Annotated in this window: 18 protein-coding genes; 10 read left to right on the forward strand and 8 right to left on the reverse strand. The window is 67.5% G+C overall.

The window, feature by feature from the left end:
* Positions 1-122 precede the first annotated feature (122 nt).
* Entirely contained in the window at positions 123-1,886 is a 1,764-nt protein-coding gene (locus tag AC07FN_RS09110) for an outer membrane protein assembly factor BamB family protein (protein WP_478395147.1), read from the forward strand.
* Between the two features lie 349 nt (positions 1,887-2,235).
* Entirely contained in the window at positions 2,236-3,969 is a 1,734-nt protein-coding gene (locus tag AC07FN_RS09115; protein WP_478395148.1) for an outer membrane protein assembly factor BamB family protein, read from the forward strand.
* Positions 3,970-4,026: 57 nt separating this feature from the next.
* Here the strand turns inward: AC07FN_RS09115 and AC07FN_RS09120 are convergent, their stop codons facing one another.
* Complete coding sequence (locus tag AC07FN_RS09120) at positions 4,027-4,464, reverse strand: MerR family transcriptional regulator (RefSeq protein WP_478395149.1); 438 nt, start codon at positions 4,462-4,464, stop codon at positions 4,027-4,029.
* 25 nt (positions 4,465-4,489) lie between these two features.
* Between AC07FN_RS09120 and AC07FN_RS09125 the strand changes: the two genes are divergently transcribed.
* From AC07FN_RS09125 to AC07FN_RS09135, 3 genes are all read left to right on the forward strand, one after another.
* Entirely contained in the window at positions 4,490-6,028 is a 1,539-nt protein-coding gene (locus tag AC07FN_RS09125) for an MFS transporter (RefSeq protein WP_478395150.1), read from the forward strand.
* Positions 6,029-6,341: 313 nt separating this feature from the next.
* Entirely contained in the window at positions 6,342-6,779 is a 438-nt protein-coding gene (locus tag AC07FN_RS09130; RefSeq protein WP_478395151.1) for a cupin domain-containing protein, read from the forward strand.
* A 64-nt stretch (positions 6,780-6,843) separates the two neighbouring features.
* Positions 6,844-7,578 carry an SDR family oxidoreductase gene (locus AC07FN_RS09135; protein WP_478395152.1) on the forward strand — a complete coding sequence of 245 codons (735 nt, stop codon included), beginning with the start codon at positions 6,844-6,846 and terminating at the stop codon, positions 7,576-7,578.
* A 53-nt stretch (positions 7,579-7,631) separates the two neighbouring features.
* On the opposite strand, the gene AC07FN_RS09140 is transcribed toward AC07FN_RS09135, so the two are convergent.
* The 7 genes from AC07FN_RS09140 to AC07FN_RS09170 form a co-directional block, all read right to left on the reverse strand.
* A complete protein-coding gene (locus AC07FN_RS09140; protein WP_478395153.1) occupies positions 7,632-8,192 on the reverse strand; it encodes a GNAT family N-acetyltransferase in 561 nt (186 codons plus the stop codon).
* 137 nt (positions 8,193-8,329) lie between these two features.
* Positions 8,330-9,094 carry an SDR family NAD(P)-dependent oxidoreductase gene (locus tag AC07FN_RS09145; RefSeq protein ID WP_478395154.1) on the reverse strand — a complete coding sequence of 255 codons (765 nt, stop codon included), beginning with the start codon at positions 9,092-9,094 and terminating at the stop codon, positions 8,330-8,332.
* A 126-nt stretch (positions 9,095-9,220) separates the two neighbouring features.
* Entirely contained in the window at positions 9,221-10,198 is a 978-nt protein-coding gene (locus AC07FN_RS09150) for an alpha/beta hydrolase (protein ID WP_478395155.1), read from the reverse strand.
* A gap of 409 nt (positions 10,199-10,607) precedes the next feature.
* Positions 10,608-10,751: a hypothetical protein gene (locus AC07FN_RS09155; RefSeq protein WP_478395156.1), complete on the reverse strand. Its 144-nt coding sequence runs from the start codon at positions 10,749-10,751 to the stop codon at positions 10,608-10,610.
* A 710-nt stretch (positions 10,752-11,461) separates the two neighbouring features.
* Positions 11,462-11,917 carry a VOC family protein gene (locus AC07FN_RS09160; protein ID WP_358497382.1) on the reverse strand — a complete coding sequence of 152 codons (456 nt, stop codon included), beginning with the start codon at positions 11,915-11,917 and terminating at the stop codon, positions 11,462-11,464.
* 184 nt (positions 11,918-12,101) lie between these two features.
* Complete coding sequence (locus AC07FN_RS09165) at positions 12,102-13,466, reverse strand: phenylacetate--CoA ligase family protein (RefSeq protein WP_478395157.1); 1,365 nt, start codon at positions 13,464-13,466, stop codon at positions 12,102-12,104.
* A 78-nt stretch (positions 13,467-13,544) separates the two neighbouring features.
* Positions 13,545-14,513 carry a chitinase gene (locus AC07FN_RS09170; protein ID WP_478395158.1) on the reverse strand — a complete coding sequence of 323 codons (969 nt, stop codon included), beginning with the start codon at positions 14,511-14,513 and terminating at the stop codon, positions 13,545-13,547.
* Positions 14,514-15,142: 629 nt separating this feature from the next.
* On the opposite strand from AC07FN_RS09170, the gene AC07FN_RS09175 reads away from it, so the two are divergent.
* The 5 genes from AC07FN_RS09175 to AC07FN_RS09195 are packed head-to-tail and all read left to right on the forward strand — an operon-like array spanning position 15,143 to position 21,294.
* A complete protein-coding gene (locus AC07FN_RS09175) occupies positions 15,143-16,228 on the forward strand; it encodes a Gfo/Idh/MocA family protein (protein ID WP_478395159.1) in 1,086 nt (361 codons plus the stop codon).
* A complete protein-coding gene (locus AC07FN_RS09180; protein WP_478395160.1) occupies positions 16,225-17,334 on the forward strand; it encodes a DegT/DnrJ/EryC1/StrS family aminotransferase in 1,110 nt (369 codons plus the stop codon). The genes AC07FN_RS09175 and AC07FN_RS09180 overlap by 4 nt, the downstream gene beginning before the upstream one ends.
* Positions 17,331-18,242, forward strand: a complete 912-nt coding sequence (locus AC07FN_RS09185) for a hypothetical protein (protein ID WP_478395161.1) — start codon at positions 17,331-17,333, stop codon at positions 18,240-18,242. The genes AC07FN_RS09180 and AC07FN_RS09185 overlap by 4 nt, the downstream gene beginning before the upstream one ends.
* The gene (locus AC07FN_RS09190) at positions 18,239-19,849 is read left to right on the forward strand and encodes a lipid II flippase MurJ (RefSeq protein ID WP_478395162.1); all 1,611 of its coding nucleotides are present in this window, start codon (positions 18,239-18,241) and stop codon (positions 19,847-19,849) included. The genes AC07FN_RS09185 and AC07FN_RS09190 overlap by 4 nt, the downstream gene beginning before the upstream one ends.
* On the forward strand, positions 19,846-21,294 hold the full coding sequence (locus AC07FN_RS09195) for a hypothetical protein (RefSeq protein ID WP_478395163.1): 1,449 nt from the start codon (positions 19,846-19,848) through the stop codon (positions 21,292-21,294). Before AC07FN_RS09190 ends, AC07FN_RS09195 begins: the two co-directional genes overlap by 4 nt.
* Positions 21,295-21,367 lie beyond the last annotated feature (73 nt).

Genomic DNA, 21,367 nt, shown 5'->3' on the forward strand with positions numbered 1-21,367 from the left:
GGGGCGTTGCGATGGAGCCGCCGACAGTGATCGCAATCCGGTGGAACGGTTCGGCCCGGCGCGGCGTCGGATCATTGAATTCCCACGAGGAAGGCTGTTTTGCAGTGACCAATGGTTCGTCGGTGTCCCAGCCGGTTGTGCGGGATGGTTTGCAGGGACGGTCGGCGGGGCGAACGTCGATCGGCGTCGGGTTGCTCGTCGGCTCTGTCGTTCTGGTGCTCGTGACGTGGTTGTTCGGCGATCCGGGCGGGGTGCCCGTCAACGCGGGCGAGCCCGGCGGGGACCGCTTCGCCCCACCGTTGATCGTGGTCGTGGCTTGGATTTTCATCCCGGTGTGGACCGCGCTGCTGGCGCATGTCCAGTGGCGGGCGCGCCGTGGGAGTACGCCGGCGGGCGGTGGGCGTCGAGTCGATGCTGTGGGCCTGGTCGGGCTCGGCTGCTTGGCCGTGCTGGTCGTGCTGCTGGCGGTTTCCGGGCTGTACCGGGAGGGGCGCCCAGGAGACCAGTCGTTCCTGACGCTGGTCGCGACCGTGGGGGCCGCCGTGGGAACGTTCCTGGCCACGCGAGGCGACCGAGTGCCGAGGGTCGATCTCCGAACGCGGCGAGCGGCGGTGTCCATCGCCGGCGGACTCTTGGTGGTGGCGATCGCCGCGAGCTCGGTGGCGTTTGTGCTGTCCGAGGTGAAGCACGTCGACGCGACCACCGCCGAGCCCGGGGTCGCCGCGCCGCTGCCCACCTCGCACCTGACCGAGAAGTGGCGTTGGCGAACCGGGGACGAGCTCTTCGACGTGATGTCGGCCGGGGCCGGGCCAGTGCTGGTGACCGGTTCCGGGATCACCGCGCTGGACGGAGTCACCGGCGCCGAGAGATGGCACTACCGTCGCGACGACCTCGACGTCGTCTACGAGGTGTTCGCATTGGACCACGGTCGCACCGTCGTCGTGACGCTCCGGCTCGAATCGGGGGACGAGCACGTCGATCAGCACCGCGCCTTCGATGCCTTTACCGGCGAGGAGCTGTGGCAGTACGCCTCGGCCCCGTACGACGGCGGGCTGCCGCCGTTGAGCTCCAAGTCGACCGCCAGCGAGACGACTCTGATCAGCCGGGACGACAACGGCGACGAGGCGCCGCACGTGGTCAGGGACTCGCGCACCGGGAACGTCCGGTGGAGTTGGGCGCGGCCGCCGGAATGCCCGAACTCCGACGTTCGACCGCACGCGACCGCCGACGTCGTGTTCGTGCCACTGACATGCGGGAGCGACGGCAACGTCCGTGGAGTCCTGGCGCTGGATGCCCGCACCGGCACCGAGCTGTGGCGGCAGGACAATGCCAGGGCCGTCACGTCGAACGGCGCGGTCATCCTGTCCAGTCCAGATGATCTGTCGTTCGCCAGGGGCCGGTTCGTGGACGCCCGCACCGGGCGGGAAACGGGCCCCAACCCGGGTTTCACGGAGTTCTACGCGGACCCGAGCGGCCCAGCCGTGGCGGGCGAATTCGGGTACGAAGAACGTGGTGGGCTCGGTCTGTTCCAGCCCGGCGAGGGCTTGCGGTGGAAGGCCGACGGCCCGCGGTCCGGCTTGGCGTCCGTGCCCGAAGGCAAGCAGGCTCTGACATACCTGCCGGATGCCGTCGCCTTGGTCAACGACGAGTTCGCCTCGGGCAACGACGAATCCGGCGGGCGGTACCGTGAACGACTGGTGCTGCTCGACCGAAACACCGGCCTGGAACTGCGCGAGCTGCACAGCACGCCGTGGTACGACGTGGAGGGGAGAACGCCGGATCGAATTCGGCTCAGCGTCGTAGCCGCCCCGGGAACGCTGATCGTGATGCGATCCCCCCTCGCGAGCCTCACTCCCGGCACGACCGAGCTCATCGGGTTCGGATGAGCGCGAGCCCGCAGCGGCGGGCGGCGGAATCCATCGAGCACGACGGCAGACCGTCGAGCGCACGAGGATTGGCCGGGCATCTCGACCGCGTGTTGGTCTGGTGTGGACGGTGCGGTCGTGTCGTATCCCAGCCATTCTTCGAGGCGAGCGCTGAAGATGTTGGCGACGCGTCGAGCAGGCGGTGCGGCTTCGTCGGCTTCACCCGTGCGATTGGGTGGAACCAGAGCGTGGCGTTCCTGCGTCAGACCCGGCGATGGATCCGGCGAATGCGGGAGCTCGTGTGACGGATACGACCAAGCCAACGACGAGGGCCTGCGAGTCCTCGGCCCGGCGCACTTCTGGGGACCGGGTGCGGGGATGGCTGGCGCTGGTGGGTGCGGGGCTGCTGATCGGCGCGGCCGGGCTCATGCTGTTCGCGTGGCTGGGTGGCGATCCGGGCGGGCGTCTGCGCACCGCCGATTCCGGCGGTTCCGCCGATCTCGCCGCTCCGTCCGCGGCGCTGCTGGCAGGGTGGGTACTGGTGCCGCTGCTGGCGGTGCTGGTGACCGTCGCACTGCGGCGGTGGTCGCGCCTTCTTGCCGTGGCCGCTGTGGGAGGCGTGGTCTGCGTTGCTGTCGTGCTGATGCTGCTTCTGGTCTCCGGTCATACAGAGCCTGGTTATGCGCCGGGCAATCAGGCCGCGCTGGCGCTTCCCGCCTTGATCGGTGCGGGCCTGGGGACCGTGCTTGCGGGGATCGGCGCCTACAGCGCTCGGCCACGCCCGGTGTCCAGCATGACTTTGCCGGTCGCCGGGCTCGCGGTCGTGATCGCCGCCGGTGTGCTGGTGGATGTTCGCATCGGGGACTCCCGGCATGTTGACGCGACCACCGCTGCACCTACTGCGCCCGCCGCCCTGCCGACATCCCACCTGCGACCCGCATGGCAACGAACATTTCCAGGCGAGGAGGCGTACGAGATTCGTGCCGCCGGCGCCGGTGTCGTCGTCTGGCTTGATTCCGGGATCGTCGCGCTGGACGGCACAACCGGCGGCGAGCGTTGGCACTACCGACGCGATGACATCGAATCCGTCACCGGTGTGCACGTTTTCGATTCCGGCCGAACGGTGGCATTCGGCTTCACGACGTACACCGGCTTGGTGGACGACCAGCCCCACGATCGACCTGGGTACCACCATTCTCTCGTGGCCTTCGACGCCTTCACCGGCGAACAGCTCTGGCAATCCACCGACCCCGTATACGGCGTGGAAAGCCAGATCACGACGACCGAGACCGCACAGGCACTCATCATCGCGCGTGTGAACAATTATGAGCCAGCCAGTGTCGAGGCCCGTGACCCGCGCACGAACGCGCTGCTGTGGCAGCGACCGATCACTGCCAGTTCGTGCGAGAGCGGTGGGCATCCGGTGACGACCTCCGATGTGGTCGTGATGCGTTGCGACGCCGTCGCGGTCAAGGACTGGGCAGGCTCCAGCCAACAGGGGCCGACGCCCCCGGGCGTCACCGTCGCGGTCGATGCCCGGGACGGCCGCGAACTATGGCGGCTGATAGCAGCTCCCGGGAGCACAGTGATCACAGGAACGGAAAACGGGTTCATCGGGGTCCAAACCCCGCAGGGCGAGTTGCGTGCGTTCAACGCGCGAACCGGGATCGAGATCAGCGGCCCACCCCGCTTGGGAGCCGGCTACTCGGATCCGCACAGCTCGGACGTGCTCGTCGGCGACCAACGAGCAGACCAGAAAACTCTGAACCGGTTGGAATCGCAGGGGCCGTGGCATCTCGTCGATGTCAACGGCTCCGTGCGCTGGACGAACGAAACCCTTGAGTTGGCAGAGACCAGTGGCTCGCCCTTCGCCTTCCTTCCGGACGCCATCGCCGCGATCGCGGCAGGCGACGGCTACCACGACGGCGAACTCCTGCTGCTCGACCGCGCCACTGGCACCGTTGTGCCCAATCCTGAACTCGACGACTGGAACCGCGTACATGGGAAGCCGTGGCAACTCGCCCCGGTGGCGGCACCAGGCAGCCTTGTCGCCGCACAATTCGCCGACAGGTTCGACAGCACCACCATCACCGGCTTCCGCTGATGATCACGACCCTCGCTGGTCGTTGCGAAGTATGGCGATGACGGGATGGGTCGCTCGTCAGCGAGGCGCCCACAGCTTGTCGGCATCTCCGGCGTCGAGGCGGCCTCGGTAGACGTCGATCTTGTGGCCGATGAGCTCCAGATTCTCTTGGAGATCGGAGATCTGGGCGAGCACTTGGTCGCGGTGCGACTCGAGCAGGTCCAGGCGGTCGTGCTCGTTGCCCCTGCCGGCGGCCACGAGCTGGGCGTAGCGGCGGATGCCTCTGATGGGCATGCCGGTCGCGCGCAGCCTGGTGCAGATGGTGATCCACTCGAGGTCGAGCCTGTGGTATCGGCGGCGGCCTCCGCGGGTGCGGTCCACCGGAGTGACGACCAGGCCGGCTCGCTCGTAGTAGCGCAAGGTGTGCGCGCTGACGCCGCTACGACGCGCGGCTTCGGCGATGCTCAGTCCCGCCTCGGGGATCGGATCCGGCACGTCTCGGTTGACTTCGAGCACGCTCTAAATCGTAGCGTTCCTCCACATGAATCTCCCGACCCCGTTCTCGTCGCCGAAGAGGGGTACCGATCAACGGCGCCGACTGCTGGTTCTCGCGATCTGCTGCGCCAGCGTGATCGTCGTGGTGATGGACATCTCGATCGTCAATGTCGCGCTGCCGGCCATTCGACGCGACCTGGCTGCGTCGGCGGCTGGTCTTCAGTGGACGGTCGACGCCTACACCCTGGTGCTGGCGAGTTTTCTCGTTCTGGCGGGCTCGATGGCCGACCGCCTCGGCCGACGACGTGTATTCCTCGTCGGACTCGCTGTCTTCGGACTCGGGTCACTGTTGTGCGGGCTGGCGTCGACAATCGAGTGGCTGATCGCGGCGCGAGCGCTCCAGGCCGTCGGCGGCACCATGCTCAATCCGGTGGCGATGGCGATCGTGGCCAACACGTTCACGGAGCCGGCCGAGCGGGCGCGGGCGATCGGTGTGTTCGGTTCGACGACCGGCCTGTCCCTGGCTCTGGGGCCGGTCCTCGGTGGCGCGCTGGTCGATGTCTTCGGCTGGCGCTCGGTTTTCTTCGTCAACGTGCCGATCGTGGCCGCCGCGATCGTGTGCGCCGCGATCTTCATTCCCGAGTCCCGCGCTGCCCGTGCCCGCCGGCTCGACCCGATCGGCCAGATTCTGGTGGCGCTCCTGATGGGATGCGTCGTCTACGCGGTCATCGAGTCCAGGTCGCTGGGCTGGAGTTCACCGGCCATCCTCGGCCTGTTCGCCGTCGCCATCGCGAGTGCTCTGGGCATCGTCTGCTACGAACCACGTCGGGCAGATCCGCTGCTGGAGTTGCGCCTGTTCCGCAGTGTGCCGTTCAGCGCGGCGATCCTCATGGCGCTCTTCGCTCTGTGTGGGTTCAGCGCCTTCCTGTTCGTGACCACCCTGTATCTCCAGGACGTGCGCGGCATGTCGGCGTTGTCAGCGGGGTTGTGCCTGGTTCCGGTCGGGGCCCTGGTCGTGGTGCTCTCGCCCTTCACCGGACGGCTGGTCGGGGCACGTGGTTCGCGGATTCCGCTCGTGATCGCTGGGGCGGCCCTTGCCTTGGGCGGAGGGGCATCGATGTGGCTGTCACCCGAGACGCCGCTGCCATTCGTACTCGCGGTCTGCCTGCTGATCGGCATCTTCCTGGGCATGGTCAACCCACCCATCACCAACACGGCTGTCGCCGGCATGCCGCGGTCGATGGCCGGGGTGGCCGGATCGCTGGCCTCCGCCGGCCGGCAAACCGGCACCACGCTGGGCGTCGCGATCGCCGGCACGATCGTCGGCCCAGCCCTGACGGCTGGGTCGGCCAGCTACACCGAAGTAGCGCAAGGCGTGTGGTGGATGGTGCTCTGCCTCGGCCTGGGCGTCCTGATGTTGGCCCTGCTCAGCACTGGATCATGGGCCAAGTCCACCGCAGTGAATGCGGCGGCGCTGTTCGGGGAGCTCGACCACGGCCCGGATAGCCCGCAGCGGTCTCGCCGTGCCCGAGGAGCGTTCGATGTCCCGCACGATCCGGACCGGACGAGTGATTCCCGGTGCTGACGGTACGTCCGGGTGTGACTGAGTGCGCCACTTGCCGCACGCACGGGCGAGATCACCTTCAGTCGTAGAGCGTTGCCGTGGTCCGTGCCGACGCGGCGATATGCTCCCGAAGCTCCGGCGATGCGAGCACCTCCACCTCGAACTCGAGCTCGGCTACAGGACCAAAGCCCCACGTCGATGCCCCGCCGCCAACGGCATGCTGGAGCCGGTCATGGCGTCAGCGGCTTCTTCCTGATCCTTGCCGTACGGCCGGTCATGCCCCGCTAGGGGCTGAGCGGATCCTCCGCATCCCGTTCCTCGGGGAGGTCTTTTCATGCCAGGCATCGAGTCGACGAACGACAGGGAGAAGCCACGATCGAACGCGTGGCAGTCGGCGGTCACCGTGGTGCAGGAGGCGGAGCCTCCCTTCATCCCGGCGGGTGCGCACGTGACGACCATCGTCGTCGAGTTCCCACCGGGCGACCCCGGCACCCCTCCGCATCGGCACCCCGGACCGGCCTTCGGCTACGTGCTGGACGGCGAGATGGTGTTCGAGCTCGAAGGTCAGCCGGCGCGCGTCGTCCGGGCCGGTGAGGCGTTCTGGGAGCCAGGTGGCGACGTCATCCACTACCAGGACGGCAACAACCGCGACGACATCCCGGTGCGCTTCACCGTCACCATGTTCTGCGAACCGGGCAAACCCATGCTCACCTTGGTGGACGAGGAAGAGCTCGTCCGGCGCACGAGCCGCCGGGCCCCGCGCACGAGCTGACCGCGAGACCCGTCGTGTTCAAGGCTCGGACATCTCATCGCCGGGAACACGGAAGGTCGACGAAATGAAGATCGCTGTCATCGGTGGCACCGGGCTCATCGGCTCGCAGGTGGTCAAGATCCTGAACGCGAGCGGGCAGCAGGCGGTGCCGCACTCGCCGTCCACCGGTCTGGACCTGCTCAGCAGGCAGGGCCTGCCGGAAGCGCTGGACGAGGCCGACGTCGTCGTCAACTTGACGAACTCGCCGACCTTCGACGAAGCCTCGCTCGAGTTCTTCCAGAAAACGATGGACAACCTGCTGACGGCAGCCGAGGCCGCGGGCGTCGGCCACGCGGTCATCCTCTCGATCGTGGGCGCCGACCAGGTGCCGGACCTGGTCTACTACCGCGCGAAGGTGCTGCAGGAGGACATCCTCAAGGCCGGCCCCCTGCCGTACTCGATCGTCCGCGCCACGCAGTTCTTCGAGTTCATCGACGCGGTGCTGTCCTGGACAGCCGACGAGAAGACCGTCCGCCTGCCCGCCACTCTCGTCCAGCCCATGGCCGCGGCCGACGTCGCCCGTGCCGTGGCCGACGTCAGCCTGGGCGACCCGCTGCAGGGCACCCGCAACGTCGCCGGCCCCGAGGTCTTCGCACTCGACGAGCTGGGCAAGATCACCCTCGCCGCCCGTGGTGACCATCGCACCGTCGTCACCGACAACAGCGCCGGCATGTTCGCCGCCGCCCCGCGCGACGTCCTCATCGCCAAGGGCGACGCCGTCATCTCCAAGACCACCTATCGGGAGTGGCTCGCGCGCTGACTCGGCTCGGCGACGACGCAGGTGCTGCGCTCGCTCGTGGACGGGGTCGTTGTCTAACGGAGCTGTTCCCATTCGGTCCGGGTGAGTTCGTACTCGACTTCGCCGTGCTCGGAGCCCTCGATCGCCTCCGGCCAGTCCCCGGTGAAGTTCCGGACGAACGACAGGCCCGACTTCTCCATGACACGACGGGAACGAGAGTTGACGGCCATCGTGTTCGCCGTGACGCGCTCGACCTCCAGGTGCGTGAACCCCTTGTGGATCAGGGCCCGGGAACCTTCGGTGGCGTAGCCTTTCTCCCATGCCGCCTGGTTCAACCGGTAGCCGAGTTCGACCGCAGTAGGGGTGTTCTCCTCCAGCGGCCGGAACTCGAACCAACCCAGGAAGGTACCGCTGCTCTTCTCCTGCGCGGCCCAGTATCCGCGAGTCTCCCAGCACGGGTAGTCGTGCAGGAGCCGCGGCAGGGTACGCGTCTCGATCGTCTCGCGGCTGGTGGGGCGGCCACCGTTGATGAAGCGCATGACCTCGGGATCGTTGTCCAGGGCGAGCAGGTGGTCGGTGTCGGCCGCTGTGAACGCGCGCAGGACGAGCCGGCCGGTTTCCAGGAAGTTGGGCATGCCGCGATCTTCACCAGGGCCGTCCGGGCCTGCCACCGGTTTTCCGGCCGGCGACAGCCTTCGGCGTTCGTGCCGCGCGGGCCGCGGATCGCGCGTTCGCGTGCCGGAGTGGACTCGGGCGAGGAGCGGGATTGCCGTCAGGCCTGGGCAAGTCCTCCGTCGACGAAGAGCTCGGCACCGGTGGTGAAACTGCTGGCATCAGTTGCCAGGAAGAGCGCGGCTGCGGCTACCTCGTCCGGGTCTCCCAGCCGGCCGAGGGGCATGCCGGCCAGGAGAGCCTCCTTGAAGTCGGTCTCCCGAGCCGGACCGGCCGTGATGCCGGAGAACATCGGAGTCTCGATCGGACCTGGGCTGACCGCATTGACCCGGATGCGGCGCCCCGCCAGCTCCACCGCCCAGGTCCGCGCGAAGTTGCGAACGGCGGCCTTGGCGGCGCTGTAGACGCTCGACGCCTCGACGCCCTTGGACGCGGCGATGGACGACGTCAGGATGACCGATGCGCCATCCGACAGCAGCGGCAGCGCCTTCTGCACCGTGAACAGCAACCCCCGGACGTTGACGCCGAAGATGCGGTCGAAATGCTCCTCGCTGACGTCTTCCAGCCGCGCGAGCTCGGCCACGCCTGCGTTCGCGAAAAGCACGTCGATGCGGCCGCTGTGGTCACCGACCTGGGCGTAGATGCGGTCGAGATCTTCGAGCGAGGACACGTCGCTCCGCACGGCGATGGCTTGTCCGCGGTCGTTCTGCGCGTTGATCGCCTTCGCGGTGGTGTCCAACTCGGCCTGTCGCCGACCGGTGACGAACACGGTCGCACGTTCCAAGGCGAAACGCCGAGCGGTGGCCGCTCCAATACCCTCGGAACCGCCGGTGATCACGGCGACCTTCCCCTCGAGCTGCCCCATGAGACGTCCCTCCCCGCCCGCCGATGAAGCCCCGGTCACATGGCCGTTCGCCCTCAGAGCGCATGCGCATACCTCGTTCGTCCACTATGGATTATTCGTGCCGTTGCGAGGAATGCGCCGAGGTTCCTAGGTGTCCAGGTGCTGGCGTAGGAATTGACCGGCTTGCGCGATCGCGGCGCGGGGCGCCGGTGTGTCCGCGATCGGGTTGAGGAGCGCGAAGTCGTGGATCGTCCCGCCATAGCGCACCTGGGTCACCGGCACGCCCGCCTGCGCGAGCTTGCTCGCGTATGCCTCGCCCTCGTCGCGGAGCACATCATCGTCGGTGACCACCAGCGCCGGCGGCAGTCCGCGCAACTGGTCGATCGACGCCTCCAGCGGCGAGACCGTCGGCTCCCAGCGCTGCTTCTCATCGGGCAGATACGCATTCCAGAACCACTGCATCGCGGCACGCGTCAGCCAGGGGCCCTCCGCGTACTGCCGGTAGGAGTCGGTATCCAGATCGGCGTCGGTGACCGGGTAGAACAGCACCTGTGCCGCGATCCGCGGACCACTGCGCTGCTTGGCCATCAGCGTCAGCGCCGCCGTCATGTTGCCGCCGACGCTGTCGCCGAACAGCGCGATCCGCCTCGGGTCGGCACCGAAGTCCGCAGCGTTGGCCGCCACCCACTCAAGCGCGGTGTAGGCCTGCTCGTTCTGCACCGGGTAGTGCGCCTCGGGTGCCGGGGTGTAGTCGACGAAAACGACTGCCGCCCGGGCCACGTTCGCCAGCTCCCGCACGAGGCGATCGTGGGTGTCCTTGTCCCCGAGAATCCAACCGCCGCCGTGCGAGTGGACGATCACCGGCAGCGGGCCGGTGGTGTTCTGGGGCTTGACGATGCGAATGCTCACCTCGTCGGTCGGTCCACCCGGGATCACGCGATCCTCGACATCGGCGGGCATCACCTCGACCGGAACGCTGGTCTGGGCTCCCCGCAGCACGTCGCGCGCGTCCTGCGGCGACAGCTCGTAAAGCGGCGTGCCCCCGGCAGCGGCAAGCTGGTCCAGCCATTCCTGCGTGCGAGGCTCGACGAGCGTTGTCCCGACGGGCTTGGCGCCACTGCTCATCGTGATCTTCTCCAAGGGGTTTTCGGGCTTACCGCCCGCTACCGACGTCGATCCGGAACCGGCAAGCCCAGCACGTACCCGACGAGGCAGCATTCGACGGCTGACCGTGGACCGCCGATCGGCGGCTGACGACTGACCCGTCGAGAGTGGATCGATGCAGCTCGCGCTTATAGAGCAGAAGGTCCTTGCGCCTCGTGATGGAGCGCTGGCTGTGCTAGGGCGGCGGCCGGCTTTGAGGCACGAAAGCGGCGGTTGTGCTGTCCAGTAGAAACGGCAGCACAACCGCCCATATCTGTTTGCTTCCAGTCGGCAGCAGGGTGTGACACCTTCTGGGTGGGAGCAACCGGTTGAGCACGCTAGCTAGGAATTGGCTGATCTGGATGTGGTCTCTGGGAGTACTAGGGCGGGGTTACCAGCCACCCCAGCGGCCCCAGCCGCCCCAGCCACCCCAGCCGCCCCAACCCCAGCCGCCCCAACCCCAGCCGCCCCAGCCCCAGCCGCCCCAACCTCCCCAGTTGGTGCGCTGACGACCGAAGACATTGCTGATCTTCATGGCGGTTCCTCATCATCGCTGTTGGGTGCAATGAATGGTTTCAGCGGGTCTCTGGTTGAAAATCGTGCTGTGCGCAATGACAACACCAGGCGCGCTCCTCTGATGGCGAATGGCGGGAGTACGCGATTATTCCCCGAGCCATCGGCGGAAAGACATCACCGATGGCTTTCATGTACTGCGTTTTCGACGGTAGTGCCGGACTTCGGTGAGGAAAAGGGGACTTTTGTCCCGCCCACGTTCCGTGGCCACTGAGCAGCCGGCGGACCCGCTGATTCACCGACGCGAAGGAAGGAGCGTTGCACTACGAACAGTCGGTCACCAGAGGCGACATCGACGACGAGGTTGCCGAACCAAAGCCCAGGTCAGGCCCAGCGCGGTGTTGCAGATGTTGTTCCGGTCAGCTCGTGGGCCCACAGAATCCTTCGCCCGCTTCTGATTTCCTGTCTTGGAAGAGGTTTCTGTGTGGTTTCGGTGATGGCGTGGCTGAGTGGAACACGAAATCTCCTTCCGCCTGTTGCATTCCCTGCCGGCAGCTCGCCATGCTGTCCCTGCATGCGCCGCCGATTTCGCGAACAGGGGCGTCTGCGCCTGGTGAGGTGTCGGGGACGTCACCGGGAATCGGGGAAAGGGGGCGTGGGTGGCCGTCGGGGGGCCACCCACGTCACCCCGGATGTTGCGAGGCGCGTGCATGCTTGGTCGCAGCAAGAGGATCAGCTTGAAGGGGCGGGCCGGTCGGCGAAGACACCGTGCAGCATTCCGGTGGCCTGTCCGATCTCGATGAGGTACCCGTCCGGGTCGCGGAGGTAGCACCGCAACTCCGCCTTGCGGTCCTTGGGCTCTGTCAGGAATTGCGCGCCCTTCGCGCGGGCGTCGGCGTAGAACGCGGCGATATCGGCGACTCGGATGTTCAGGAACGCCGAGACCGGGTCCCCGGGCTGGGGCGGGGTCAGGCTGATGTCCGGCTTGTCCGGTGTGGGTCCGCCTCCGGGGTTCATGATGATCCAGCTGTTGGCGATCCGGACGGTGGTCGGGTTCTCGGCCAGCACGACCTGCCCGCCGAAGATGTCGACGTAGAATTCTCGCGAGACGCTGACGTCACGCACGGTCAGGAAGTGCGTCACGACCAACCCCTGCTGCGGTGCGGGGAAATCGTCATGGTCCGTCACTGGTGTCTCCTAACGATCGTTTGGCCGCGACCGCCGGCGCGGCGCTTGTAGAGCAATGACCGTCCCGCCGGTCCCGAGCCGCTGCCCGCCGCCTTTTCATCTTGGGCTGCATTGCCGGGGCGTGCGACTGCTCTCGGACGTCTGACGTCGCAGATGACGAAGTGGGACGCAGTGCGCGACGGAGTCACGCCGAGTCGAAGGTCCGCACGACTACGCGGTGTTTGCCGCCCCGAGTGCGTTCCATCGGCTCGTCGGTCGTCAGGTCGATGTCGACTGCGCCGCCCACCAAGCGTCGAACTTCGCCGAGTATCATCGAGCGCTCATCCGCCTCGAAACCCGGTTCGACATCGAGGCGCACCAAGACGCGACCGGGCTCCGGCTGGACGAGCTGGTAGCGACGCACGTGACGGGCATCGAAGAAGCACTTCCCGAGCGGGTGCATGGAAACGTGTTTGCCGTCCGGCAGATGCAAGCTGTCGCCCTGCCGGCCGACCACCCGCTCCAGGAATGTGCCCTCTGTGCCACATGGACATGTCGCCGCACCGAGCACAGCCCGATCCCCGATCCGGTATCGCAGGAAGGGCAGCGCCCGGGCGTGCAGGTTCGTCACGACCACGTCACCCTCCTCGCCCGGTCGACACCGGCGGCCGGCGTCGTCGAGGATCTCGACGATCGATACGTTCTCGGCGAGGTGAAGCCGACCGAGCGAACATTCTTGCGACATGATGCCGCCGTCGTTGCACCCGTACTGGTCGCGCAGTGGCGCTTCGAAGGCTTGCTCGATGCGCTCGCGCCAGGTCGGGAACAACAGCTCGGCCGTCGTGACGATCGCCTTCGGCGGCGACACGCGCACACCGGCTTCCAGCACGGCGTCGGCCATCGCTGCGACATGGCTCGCGTACCCGTACCAGAGCACACCCCGCGCGCGCCCGGCCGTGAGCGCGCGTTCCAGGCTCGTCTCCGGGTCGATGTGGCATCCCGCTGCGGAGACCACGCGCCCCTCCAGGAGCGAGCGCAAGCGAGACTTCAAACCCTCGCTCGCGGACTGCAACGAGGGCGGAGAACCCACCATTACCAGGCGGTCTCCGTAGCGGTAGCCGGTGCGTTCCCAGAAGTACAGGTTAGCCGCGTAGATGTGCGTCCAGGCGCGCTTGTCGAGCGGGTACTGGAACGGGTCGCCGGTACTCCCACCGGTCTTCTTGGCGATGTGCGGAATGTCCCGCCAGCCCCGGCTCAAGAAATCGTCCATGCAGGACCGCATCATCGCCTTGTCGATCACGGGGAGCTCGGTGAGGTCCATCCCGTCCATGTCCCGCCCGGCCAGCACGTCGCGGTAGTACGGCACCTCTTGCTGGGCGTGCCGCAAGACAGCGCGCAACCGGTCCCGTTGCCAAGATCGCCGCTTTTGCTCGGGCCACGTGAAAAACTCCGGCAACCATCGGGCGGTGCTCAGATAAGGCGCCCGCACAACGGGCTCCACAACGCTGCGTGTAACGGCAGAGACCAAACGCGGGCGCAAGGCGGTGTGCAGACGGAGCAAAGACATCATCTGGCCTCCCGGGCTGTTCGATAAGCAAGTCTTCGTGACACGGGCAGATTCGGCCCTCTGGTTCTCGGAGCGGACCGATCAGGGCTCCGTGGAGCGGTAGCGCGCTACGACCCTGGTGAAGTCCCAGTCGCGCTGGGGGATCCCGCTCCCCGCGTCATGACTCGGGTCGCCGGGACGGTCGCGGTTGACCGCCCAGAAGGTGAATCGGCCGAGGCGTCGGTCGTTGGCGTAGTCCAGGAAGTTGTGGAAGTCCGTCAACCGCACGGTTTCCTCAAGACCACCGTTCTTGGACGATATGCCGGACTTGTGGTACGCCTCTTCGATCGGCATTGCGAAGGCGTCGGCGATCTCCGACGCGAGCCCTTCGGTGGCCGAGATCGTATCGCGGGTCATGTCGGTGCCCCCGAAGTTGAACGGCATGATCGTGAAGACGTCGACGTTGGCGCCGAGCTCGTGCGCTCGTCGGATGAGCCGTTTGCCGAGGTCGCTCGGGCCGGTGCGTTCCGTGGGGAACGTCAGGATCGTCTTCAGCCCGGGGTTCCGCTGCTTGAGGATCTTCAGCGCGCCGAGTTCGCGGTCTTGCGCTTCAGGGGATTTGAACTCGCCCTTCTCGATGTCGACGTCGATCGCTTTGAGCTGGTAGGCGTCGATGACCTTCTGGTACGCGTTCGCCAGGGACTGCTCGTCCGGGCACACCTCGCCCAGCTTCCGCCCCTCCTGGGCGCTGCCCCCCATGGAGACGACGACGTCACCACCCGCGTCGCGGATTCTCTTGATCTGAGTGGCATCGTCTCCGTCCAGCGGCCGTTCGCCGTCCCATGCGGGGTCGCAGCCATTGCCGGAGAGGATGAAAGAAAGGGTGAACGCCTTGACGCCGGTTTCCTTCATCACCGCAACCGGATCAGGAGGGTTGCCCCACCCGAAGAAAAGATAGGGTGATGAAGTCACCGTGGCCGTGGTCCGGGGCACGTTGTCGCTGTGCGTTCCGCACGAGATGAACGCCCAACCGATCACGAGGGTCAGGAAAAGCGCGCGCATCTTCGGCATGATTCGATTCTCTCCTGTCGTCATGGGGGTCGCCTGCCGCGTCACCGCATGGACGGTCCGGTAATCGGGGGTACTCATTCGGTGGTTCCGCCAACAAGCCAGCCAGTGGATGTGCCGCGCTAGCGTTCGCGGAAGTCGAGGTCGAACGAACGTGCGCCGTGCGGGATCGGCGAGATGCCCGGCCTGCGCGCGGCGGCGTCCACCAGCAATCTGCATCACCAACCGGAGACCCGGATGTGAAGCTCTGGAGGGTCGGCCAAGATCCTTGTTCTGCCTGCGGCAGCTCGATGTAACTCGATCAGGCTGCGATTTTCATTTTCCAGAAAGTAGATCTAGTTCGCCCACGCAGGATGTGCGCACCGATTCCGTGAAGATGGCTCGTCTTCCGTCGTCGTGGTCACTTTGCGCGCCCGCAGTCAGGCATACAGGTGACGGCGCTGCGTCCCAATCAGAGGTTCGCCTGCTCGTGGGCAGACAGAACCGCGCTGACGCTGTGCGACAGATCGGCGGAGCATCCACTTTGGTATTGCCAGCCAAGCAGATCTCCACATGACGTTCAACGATGGCTCACCGGATCCCTGTTGCGTCCCAACTGGTTTCTGGAGGCTTGCATGGATCGAACGGACAGCATGAGCGTTGCAGTAGTGGGTTACGGCTACTGGGGTTCCAAGCACGTGCGCGTTCTCAGCACGTTGCCCGGCGTGGAGGTGGTGGTCGTCGACCGGGATCTCGGGCGGCTGGCCGAGGCCCACCGCAACTTCCCGGCGGCGGGCACGGCGTGCGAGCTGGACGAGGTTCTCCCCGACGTGCACGCGGTGGTGGTGGCAACTCCACCGTGCTCGCACGCGCAGATCGCGCTGCGCTCCGTGCTCTCGGGAAAGCACACCCTCGTCGAGAAGCCGCTGGCGACCTCGATCGAGGACGCCCGAAGACTCGTCGATGTCGCCGATGAACGTGGCGTGGTGCTCATGGCCGGCCACACCTTCGAATACAACGCCGCGGTGTGGAAGCTCAAGGAGATCATCGATTCCGGCGAGCTGGGGCGGGTGCTCTACATCGACACCGCGCGGCTGAACCTCGGTCTCTACCAACGGGACGTGAACGTCATCTGGGACCTCGCGCCGCACGACCTCTCGATCATCTCGTTCCTGATGGGCGAAACTCCGGCGGCGGTCACCACGTGGGCCCATCATCACGTCGACGGGCGACACGCGGACGTTGCGCACGTGCGCCTGGAACTGGAGAAGTCCGGGACCTACGCCTTCGTCCACGTCAGCTGGCTCAATCCGCAGAAGGTCCGCCGCGTGACGGTCGTCGGCGACCGGAAGATGGCGGTCTACGACGACACTTCCGATGAGGACCGGATCCGCGTCTACGACATCGGCGTCGACTCGCACGGCCTCGACGATCCGGCGGACGCGTACGCGATGCCGATCACCTACCGCTCCGGCGACATCGTCTCGCCGCACGTGGCGTTCCGCGAGCCGCTGCTCGTGCAGGACACCCATTTCATCGAATGCGCACAAAACGGCCGAGTTCCCAACACCTCCGGTCGGCGCGGCCTGGAGATCGTCCGGGTGCTCAGCGCGTCGGACCTGGCACAGGTCACCGGTCGGCCGGTACGGGTTCTGGACGTTCCGGCACAGCGCTCCGCCGATGACGTGGAACCCCCTCAGCTGCTCGCAGAGCCTGCTTGCGGGGAGGTCATGCAATGAACGGGAACACCGGTGCGGTCCCCTTCCTGGACCTCGTGGACGTCAACGCCGACCTGCAGACGGATCTGGAGGTGGCGTGGAAGGCGGTCCTCCAACACGGCCGGTTCGTCGGCGGGCCGGAAGTCGAACGGTTCGAGGCGCAGTTCGCCGCGTACTGCGAGTCGCGCAGTTGCGTCGGTGTCGCCAACGGCACCGACGCCATCGAACTGATCTTGACCGCGCTGGGCATCGGAGGCGGCGACGAGGTCATCGTCCCGGCGAACACCTTCGTCGCCACCGCGGAAGCGGTGCGTGCGGCCGGGGCGCGACCGGTATTCGTCGATGTCCGTCCCGACACGCTGCTGATCGATCCCGCGGCGGCAGCCGCAGCGGTGAACCGGCGTACTGCTGCGATCATCGGGGTTCACCTGTTCGGCCAAATGGTCGCAGTGCCGGCGCTGAGCTCGCTCGCTGACCGCTGCGGTCTCGCGTTCATCGAGGATGCGGCACAGGCGCACGGAGCGCGCTACAGCGGGCACGCCGCCGGAAGTGTCGGCCGCGCCGCCGCTTTCAGCTTCTACCCCGGGAAGAACCTCGGCGCACTGGGCGACGGCGGCGCCGTCGTCACCAGCGACGTCGAGTTGGCCGACCGGGTGCGGCGCCTCGCGAACCACGGTCGAGCCGCGCACGACCGGCACTGCCACGAGCTGCCAGGCCGGAACAGCAGGCTCGACAGCATCCAGGCCGCAGCGCTGTCCTTGAAACTCCCGCGGCTGGACTCCGACAACGCGCGTCGGCGCGAACTCATGCGCCGGTACCGGGAATCGCTGCCGGTGTCCTTCGAGCCGGTCGCAGTGGACCCCGCGGCCGAGCAGGTGCACCACCTCGCGGTGGTGCGGACGTTGCGGCGGGAACAGGCGGGTGCGGCGCTCTCCGCGGCCGGTGTGGGGTGGGGCGTGCACTACCCGGTTCCCTGCCACCTGCAACCGGCTTTCGCCGGATGCGGCGAACGGCTTCCCGTCGCCGAGGAGGCGGCCACGCAGATCTTGTCCCTGCCCATCTCCCCGACGCTCGACGACGGCGACGTCGTACGGGTTTGCGACGCATTGCGAGGTGTCTGGCCTTGACCGAAACCCAACACACCAACAGCGAACCGGTCAACGCTCAGCGCTTGGACGCCGCACAGGTGAGAACCGGTGCCGAGCCCACCAGTCCGCTCCACGGCGCTCGGGAAGACCGGCGAACCCCGCCGCCCGGGCCGGAAAGCCGGGCGTGGTCCGCACTGCTGGCCAACAAGCGGCGACTGCTGGGCGTATTTCTGCTGATCGTGCTGCTCGGCGCCGGCACCGCATTCATCGGGGCCCTGGTGTGGCCGCCGGTGTACGCGGCGCGCGCGCAGATCCTCTACGAGATCGGAGAGGAGAAGTCGACCGGATTCCTGCGCGAGGACCGGAGTCTGACGACCCAACTGGTGCTGCTGCGCAGCAGGCAGGTGCTGGGGCCGGTCGCCGCCCAGGAGCGGCTTCCGGTGGAGGAATTGGAGAAGGCGGTGACGATGTCGCTGCTGGACAGCAGCGAGGTCCTGCAGGTGGAGGCCAGGGCCGGTGCCCCCGACGTCGCCCTGCGCCGGACCCGGGAGATCGTCGATCGCTACCGGGACGTGGCGCGAACCAACAGCGAGTCCGGAGTGGACGGTTACGTGCTCGGGAACCTCGCCGATGTCCGGGCGCAGCTCGCCGAGGCGAACGCGCAGGTCTCGCGAGAGCACGCAGTACCCGGCTCGTCCTCGCTGGCCGCCGCCGAAGCTCTGGCGCAAGGCCTGCAGCAACGCGAGCAGCAGTTGCAGTCGCAGCTCGACCAGCTCAGCATGACCCAACTCGCGCGGTCCGAACCCAAGGTCGTGGTGCCGGCCTACTCGGTCACCGACCCCGTCAGCCCCCGCCCCATGTTCGCCACGGCAGCCGGAGCGGTCGCCGGACTCCTGGTCGCAGCCATCACCGCTGTGCTCCTGGTCCGCCGGTGGAGCACTCGGTGAGTGCTCGCTCCGTGCTGCGCGCCGGCCTGTCCCGGCCAGCCGCCAGGAGAACGGTGCGGCGTTCTGCCGTCGTCTCCGGCGGAATCCTCATCAGCCGACTGACCGGGCTGGTCCGGGTCGTCGTGGTTGGCGCGGTGCTCGGCCCGACCTACTTCGCGAACGCGTTCGTCGCCACGAACATGGTCCCCAACCTGACCTACAGCGTGATCGCGGGGCCCGCGCTCGCTCTCGTGATCGTCCCGACCGTGGTGCAGGTGCTCGCGCGCGGCGGACCAGACGCGGCGACCAGGCTGCTCGGCCGGGTCAGCGGATTCCTGCTGATCGCTTCAGCAGTGCTGGCCGGCATCGTGGCGCTCTCCGCGCCAGTGCTCGGATGGTGCCTGAGCCTCGGCATCCCGCAGCCCTCGCTCCGGGAACAAACCGAGCAGACGGCAACAGTGCTCGTCCTGCTGGTCGCCCCACAGGTCATGCTCTACACCGCGGCAGCGCTGGGAGCCGCTGCTCAGCAGGCCCGCGAACGCTTCACGCTGGCGGCCGTGGCTCCCGCAGCGGAGAACGTGGTGCTCATCGCCGCCGTGGTCGTGGTAGGTGTGCACTGGGGGCCGGGCCTCGATGTCGCGGAGATCACGGCTGGCCCGTTGATCGTTCTCGGGCTGGGCAGCACCCTTGCCGTGGCGGTGCACGCTTGCCTACAGCTGTTCGGGGCGTCCCGGGCGGGGCTGCCGCTGCGCCCGTCGTTGCGCTGGCGACCGGACCCGGAGGTGGCGTCCGTCCTGCGACGGCTGCGCAATTCGATCAGCCTGCCCCTCACGCGATCGGTCGCGCTATACGTCCTCCTGGCCGCCGCGTCGACTGTGCCTGGCGGAGTCATCGTGGTGCAGAGCGCCTACACGGTCATGCAGGTCCCGACCGCGTTGGGGGCACGGGCGGTGTCGACCGTCGTCCTGCCCGGGATGTCAGCCGCAGTCGCACGCGACGACCACAGCGGTTTCGCCGCGTCGTGGCGGCAAGCCCTGACGCTCGCGTCGATCACCAGCCTGCCTCCGCTGCTCCTGCTCGCCGCGCTCGCACACCCGGTTGCGAGCATGCTGGCGAACGGGCAGTTGCACTCGGACAAGCTGATCGACCAGCTCGCGGCCTGCCTCGCGGTGATCGCAGTCGCCCAGTTCGCGGCGAGCGTGCACATGGTCGGCCTCGATGCGCTTTTCGCGCAGCTGAACACCCGCTGCCCGCGGCTGGCCAGCTACGCACTCCTGGCCGCGTCGCTCACCGTCACCGTCGCCGCACTGCTCGTGCCGGACGACCAATCCCGCTTGGTGGTGCTGTGCGCGGGCCTGCTGGCGGGTGAGCTGGCCGGAGCGGTGACCGTGCTCGTCGGTCTGCGAGCCGCGTTGCGGCCCGAACGCTGGATCGACCACGCACAGATCGCGCGGGCTCTTCTCGCTTGCGTCTCGATGGTGCCGATCGTCGCTTTCGGCCGCTGGTTTCTGAGCACCGGCGAGATCAGCCGGGCTGGAGGCGTGATCGCCCTCGGCGCGTGCGGACTGGTGGCGATCGCGGTCTACGCCGGGGCGGTGCGCATCAGCTGGATCGGACGATGCCCATGAGCGTTCTGCTGCGCCGACGCGACGAGATCTCCGGCGGGATTCCGGACCGCGCGGAAAGCCTGCTGATAACCCAGGCCGCCCTGTGCGCATCGCTGGCGGGACTGGCCATCGCCGTGGCCGGGCCGCTGGGCGCCGGACTGCTGGTGGCCGCAGCGCTCTTCGCCGCGGCGGCGTACCGCCCCGTGTTCGCGACCTATGCCTACCTGCTGACCTTGCCGTTCCTCGCGGGTATCGACAGGGGCACGCTGGTTCCCGGAGCCCGGCCGAACGAGGCGTTGTTCGCCGTGCTGGCGGCCGGGGCGTGTCTTGGTGGCTGGCTGCGATTGCTACGTGGTGACCCGATCCCGCTGCGCCTCCGGCCGCTGGACGTTCCGCTAGCCGGTTTCGTGGTGCTCAGCACGGCGTGGCCGATCGCGTCGATGATGCTGCGCGGTGCCGAACCACACGGCTCCGATCTGGTGGCACTGCTGCCGGTGTGCAAACTCGTGGCGCTGTTCCTGCTCGTCCGGTTGACCGTGCACACCGAGCAACAGCGGCTCCGCTGCATCCGCCTGGTGGTCTGGCCGACCGCCGGGCTGTCGGTAGTGGCGATCTTGCAGACGCTGGGTGTCGAACCGGTGCTGACGTTGCTGAGCGCGTTCTGGCATGCGAGCGCGAGCGAGGCCAGCGACCGCGGCACGGCGACACTGGGGTCCTCGATCGCGACCGGCGATTACATCACCGTCGGGCTGGTACTCCTGCTGTACTGCGGCACTCGCGGAATCCTCGGCAAGTGGGAGCGGATCGGGCTCGGTGTCCTGCTCGGTGCCGGCGTCCTCGCAAGCGGGCAGTTCTCGACCTGGATCTCCGCACTCGTGGCCGGGGTGCTGATCCTGCGCCGCTACCCGCAGGTCCGGCAGCAGGTGGCCAGGTTCCTGCCGATCGTGGGGATCGCAGCGCTCGTCGGCGCGCCCGCGTTCCTCGGCCGCTTGGCGGACTTCACGCAGGGCTACACCGTGCCCCGCAGCTGGCTCGGCCGGTGGGACAACCTCACCACCTTCTACGTGCCGCAGCTGGCGGACGGGCACTTCGTCCTCGGAATCTCGCCTGACTCGGTGCTCACTGCCCCGGAGACCTGGCGGGACTTCATCTACCTCGAATCCGGTTACCTGTTCTTCCTCTGGGTCGGCGGGATTCCACTGCTGATCGGGTTCGTCTGGCTGTCGGTCGCGGTGCTGCGCGGGGCCAGGCGGCTGGCCCCGCGTCCCGGCTCGGTAGGGGCGTGCGCGGCAACGCTCGAGGTCGCTTGGTGGATGGTCCTGATCCTGTCGCTGATCGACATCCACCTGGTGGTCCGCGGGTTCGGCGATCTGCTGTTCGTTCTGCTGGCGATCATGTCTGGGAGGCTTGGTGATGACGAGCACGGCACTCAAGATCCTGCTCTCGATCGGTCTCGCACAACATAGGAGACCGACACCGGCGGTGCGGGCGCAGCGCTCACCGGAACCGTTGACGCCGTGCGGTCGGCGACCTCGGTGG

It is taken from the genome of Saccharopolyspora sp. NPDC045941 (genome assembly GCF_056431445.1).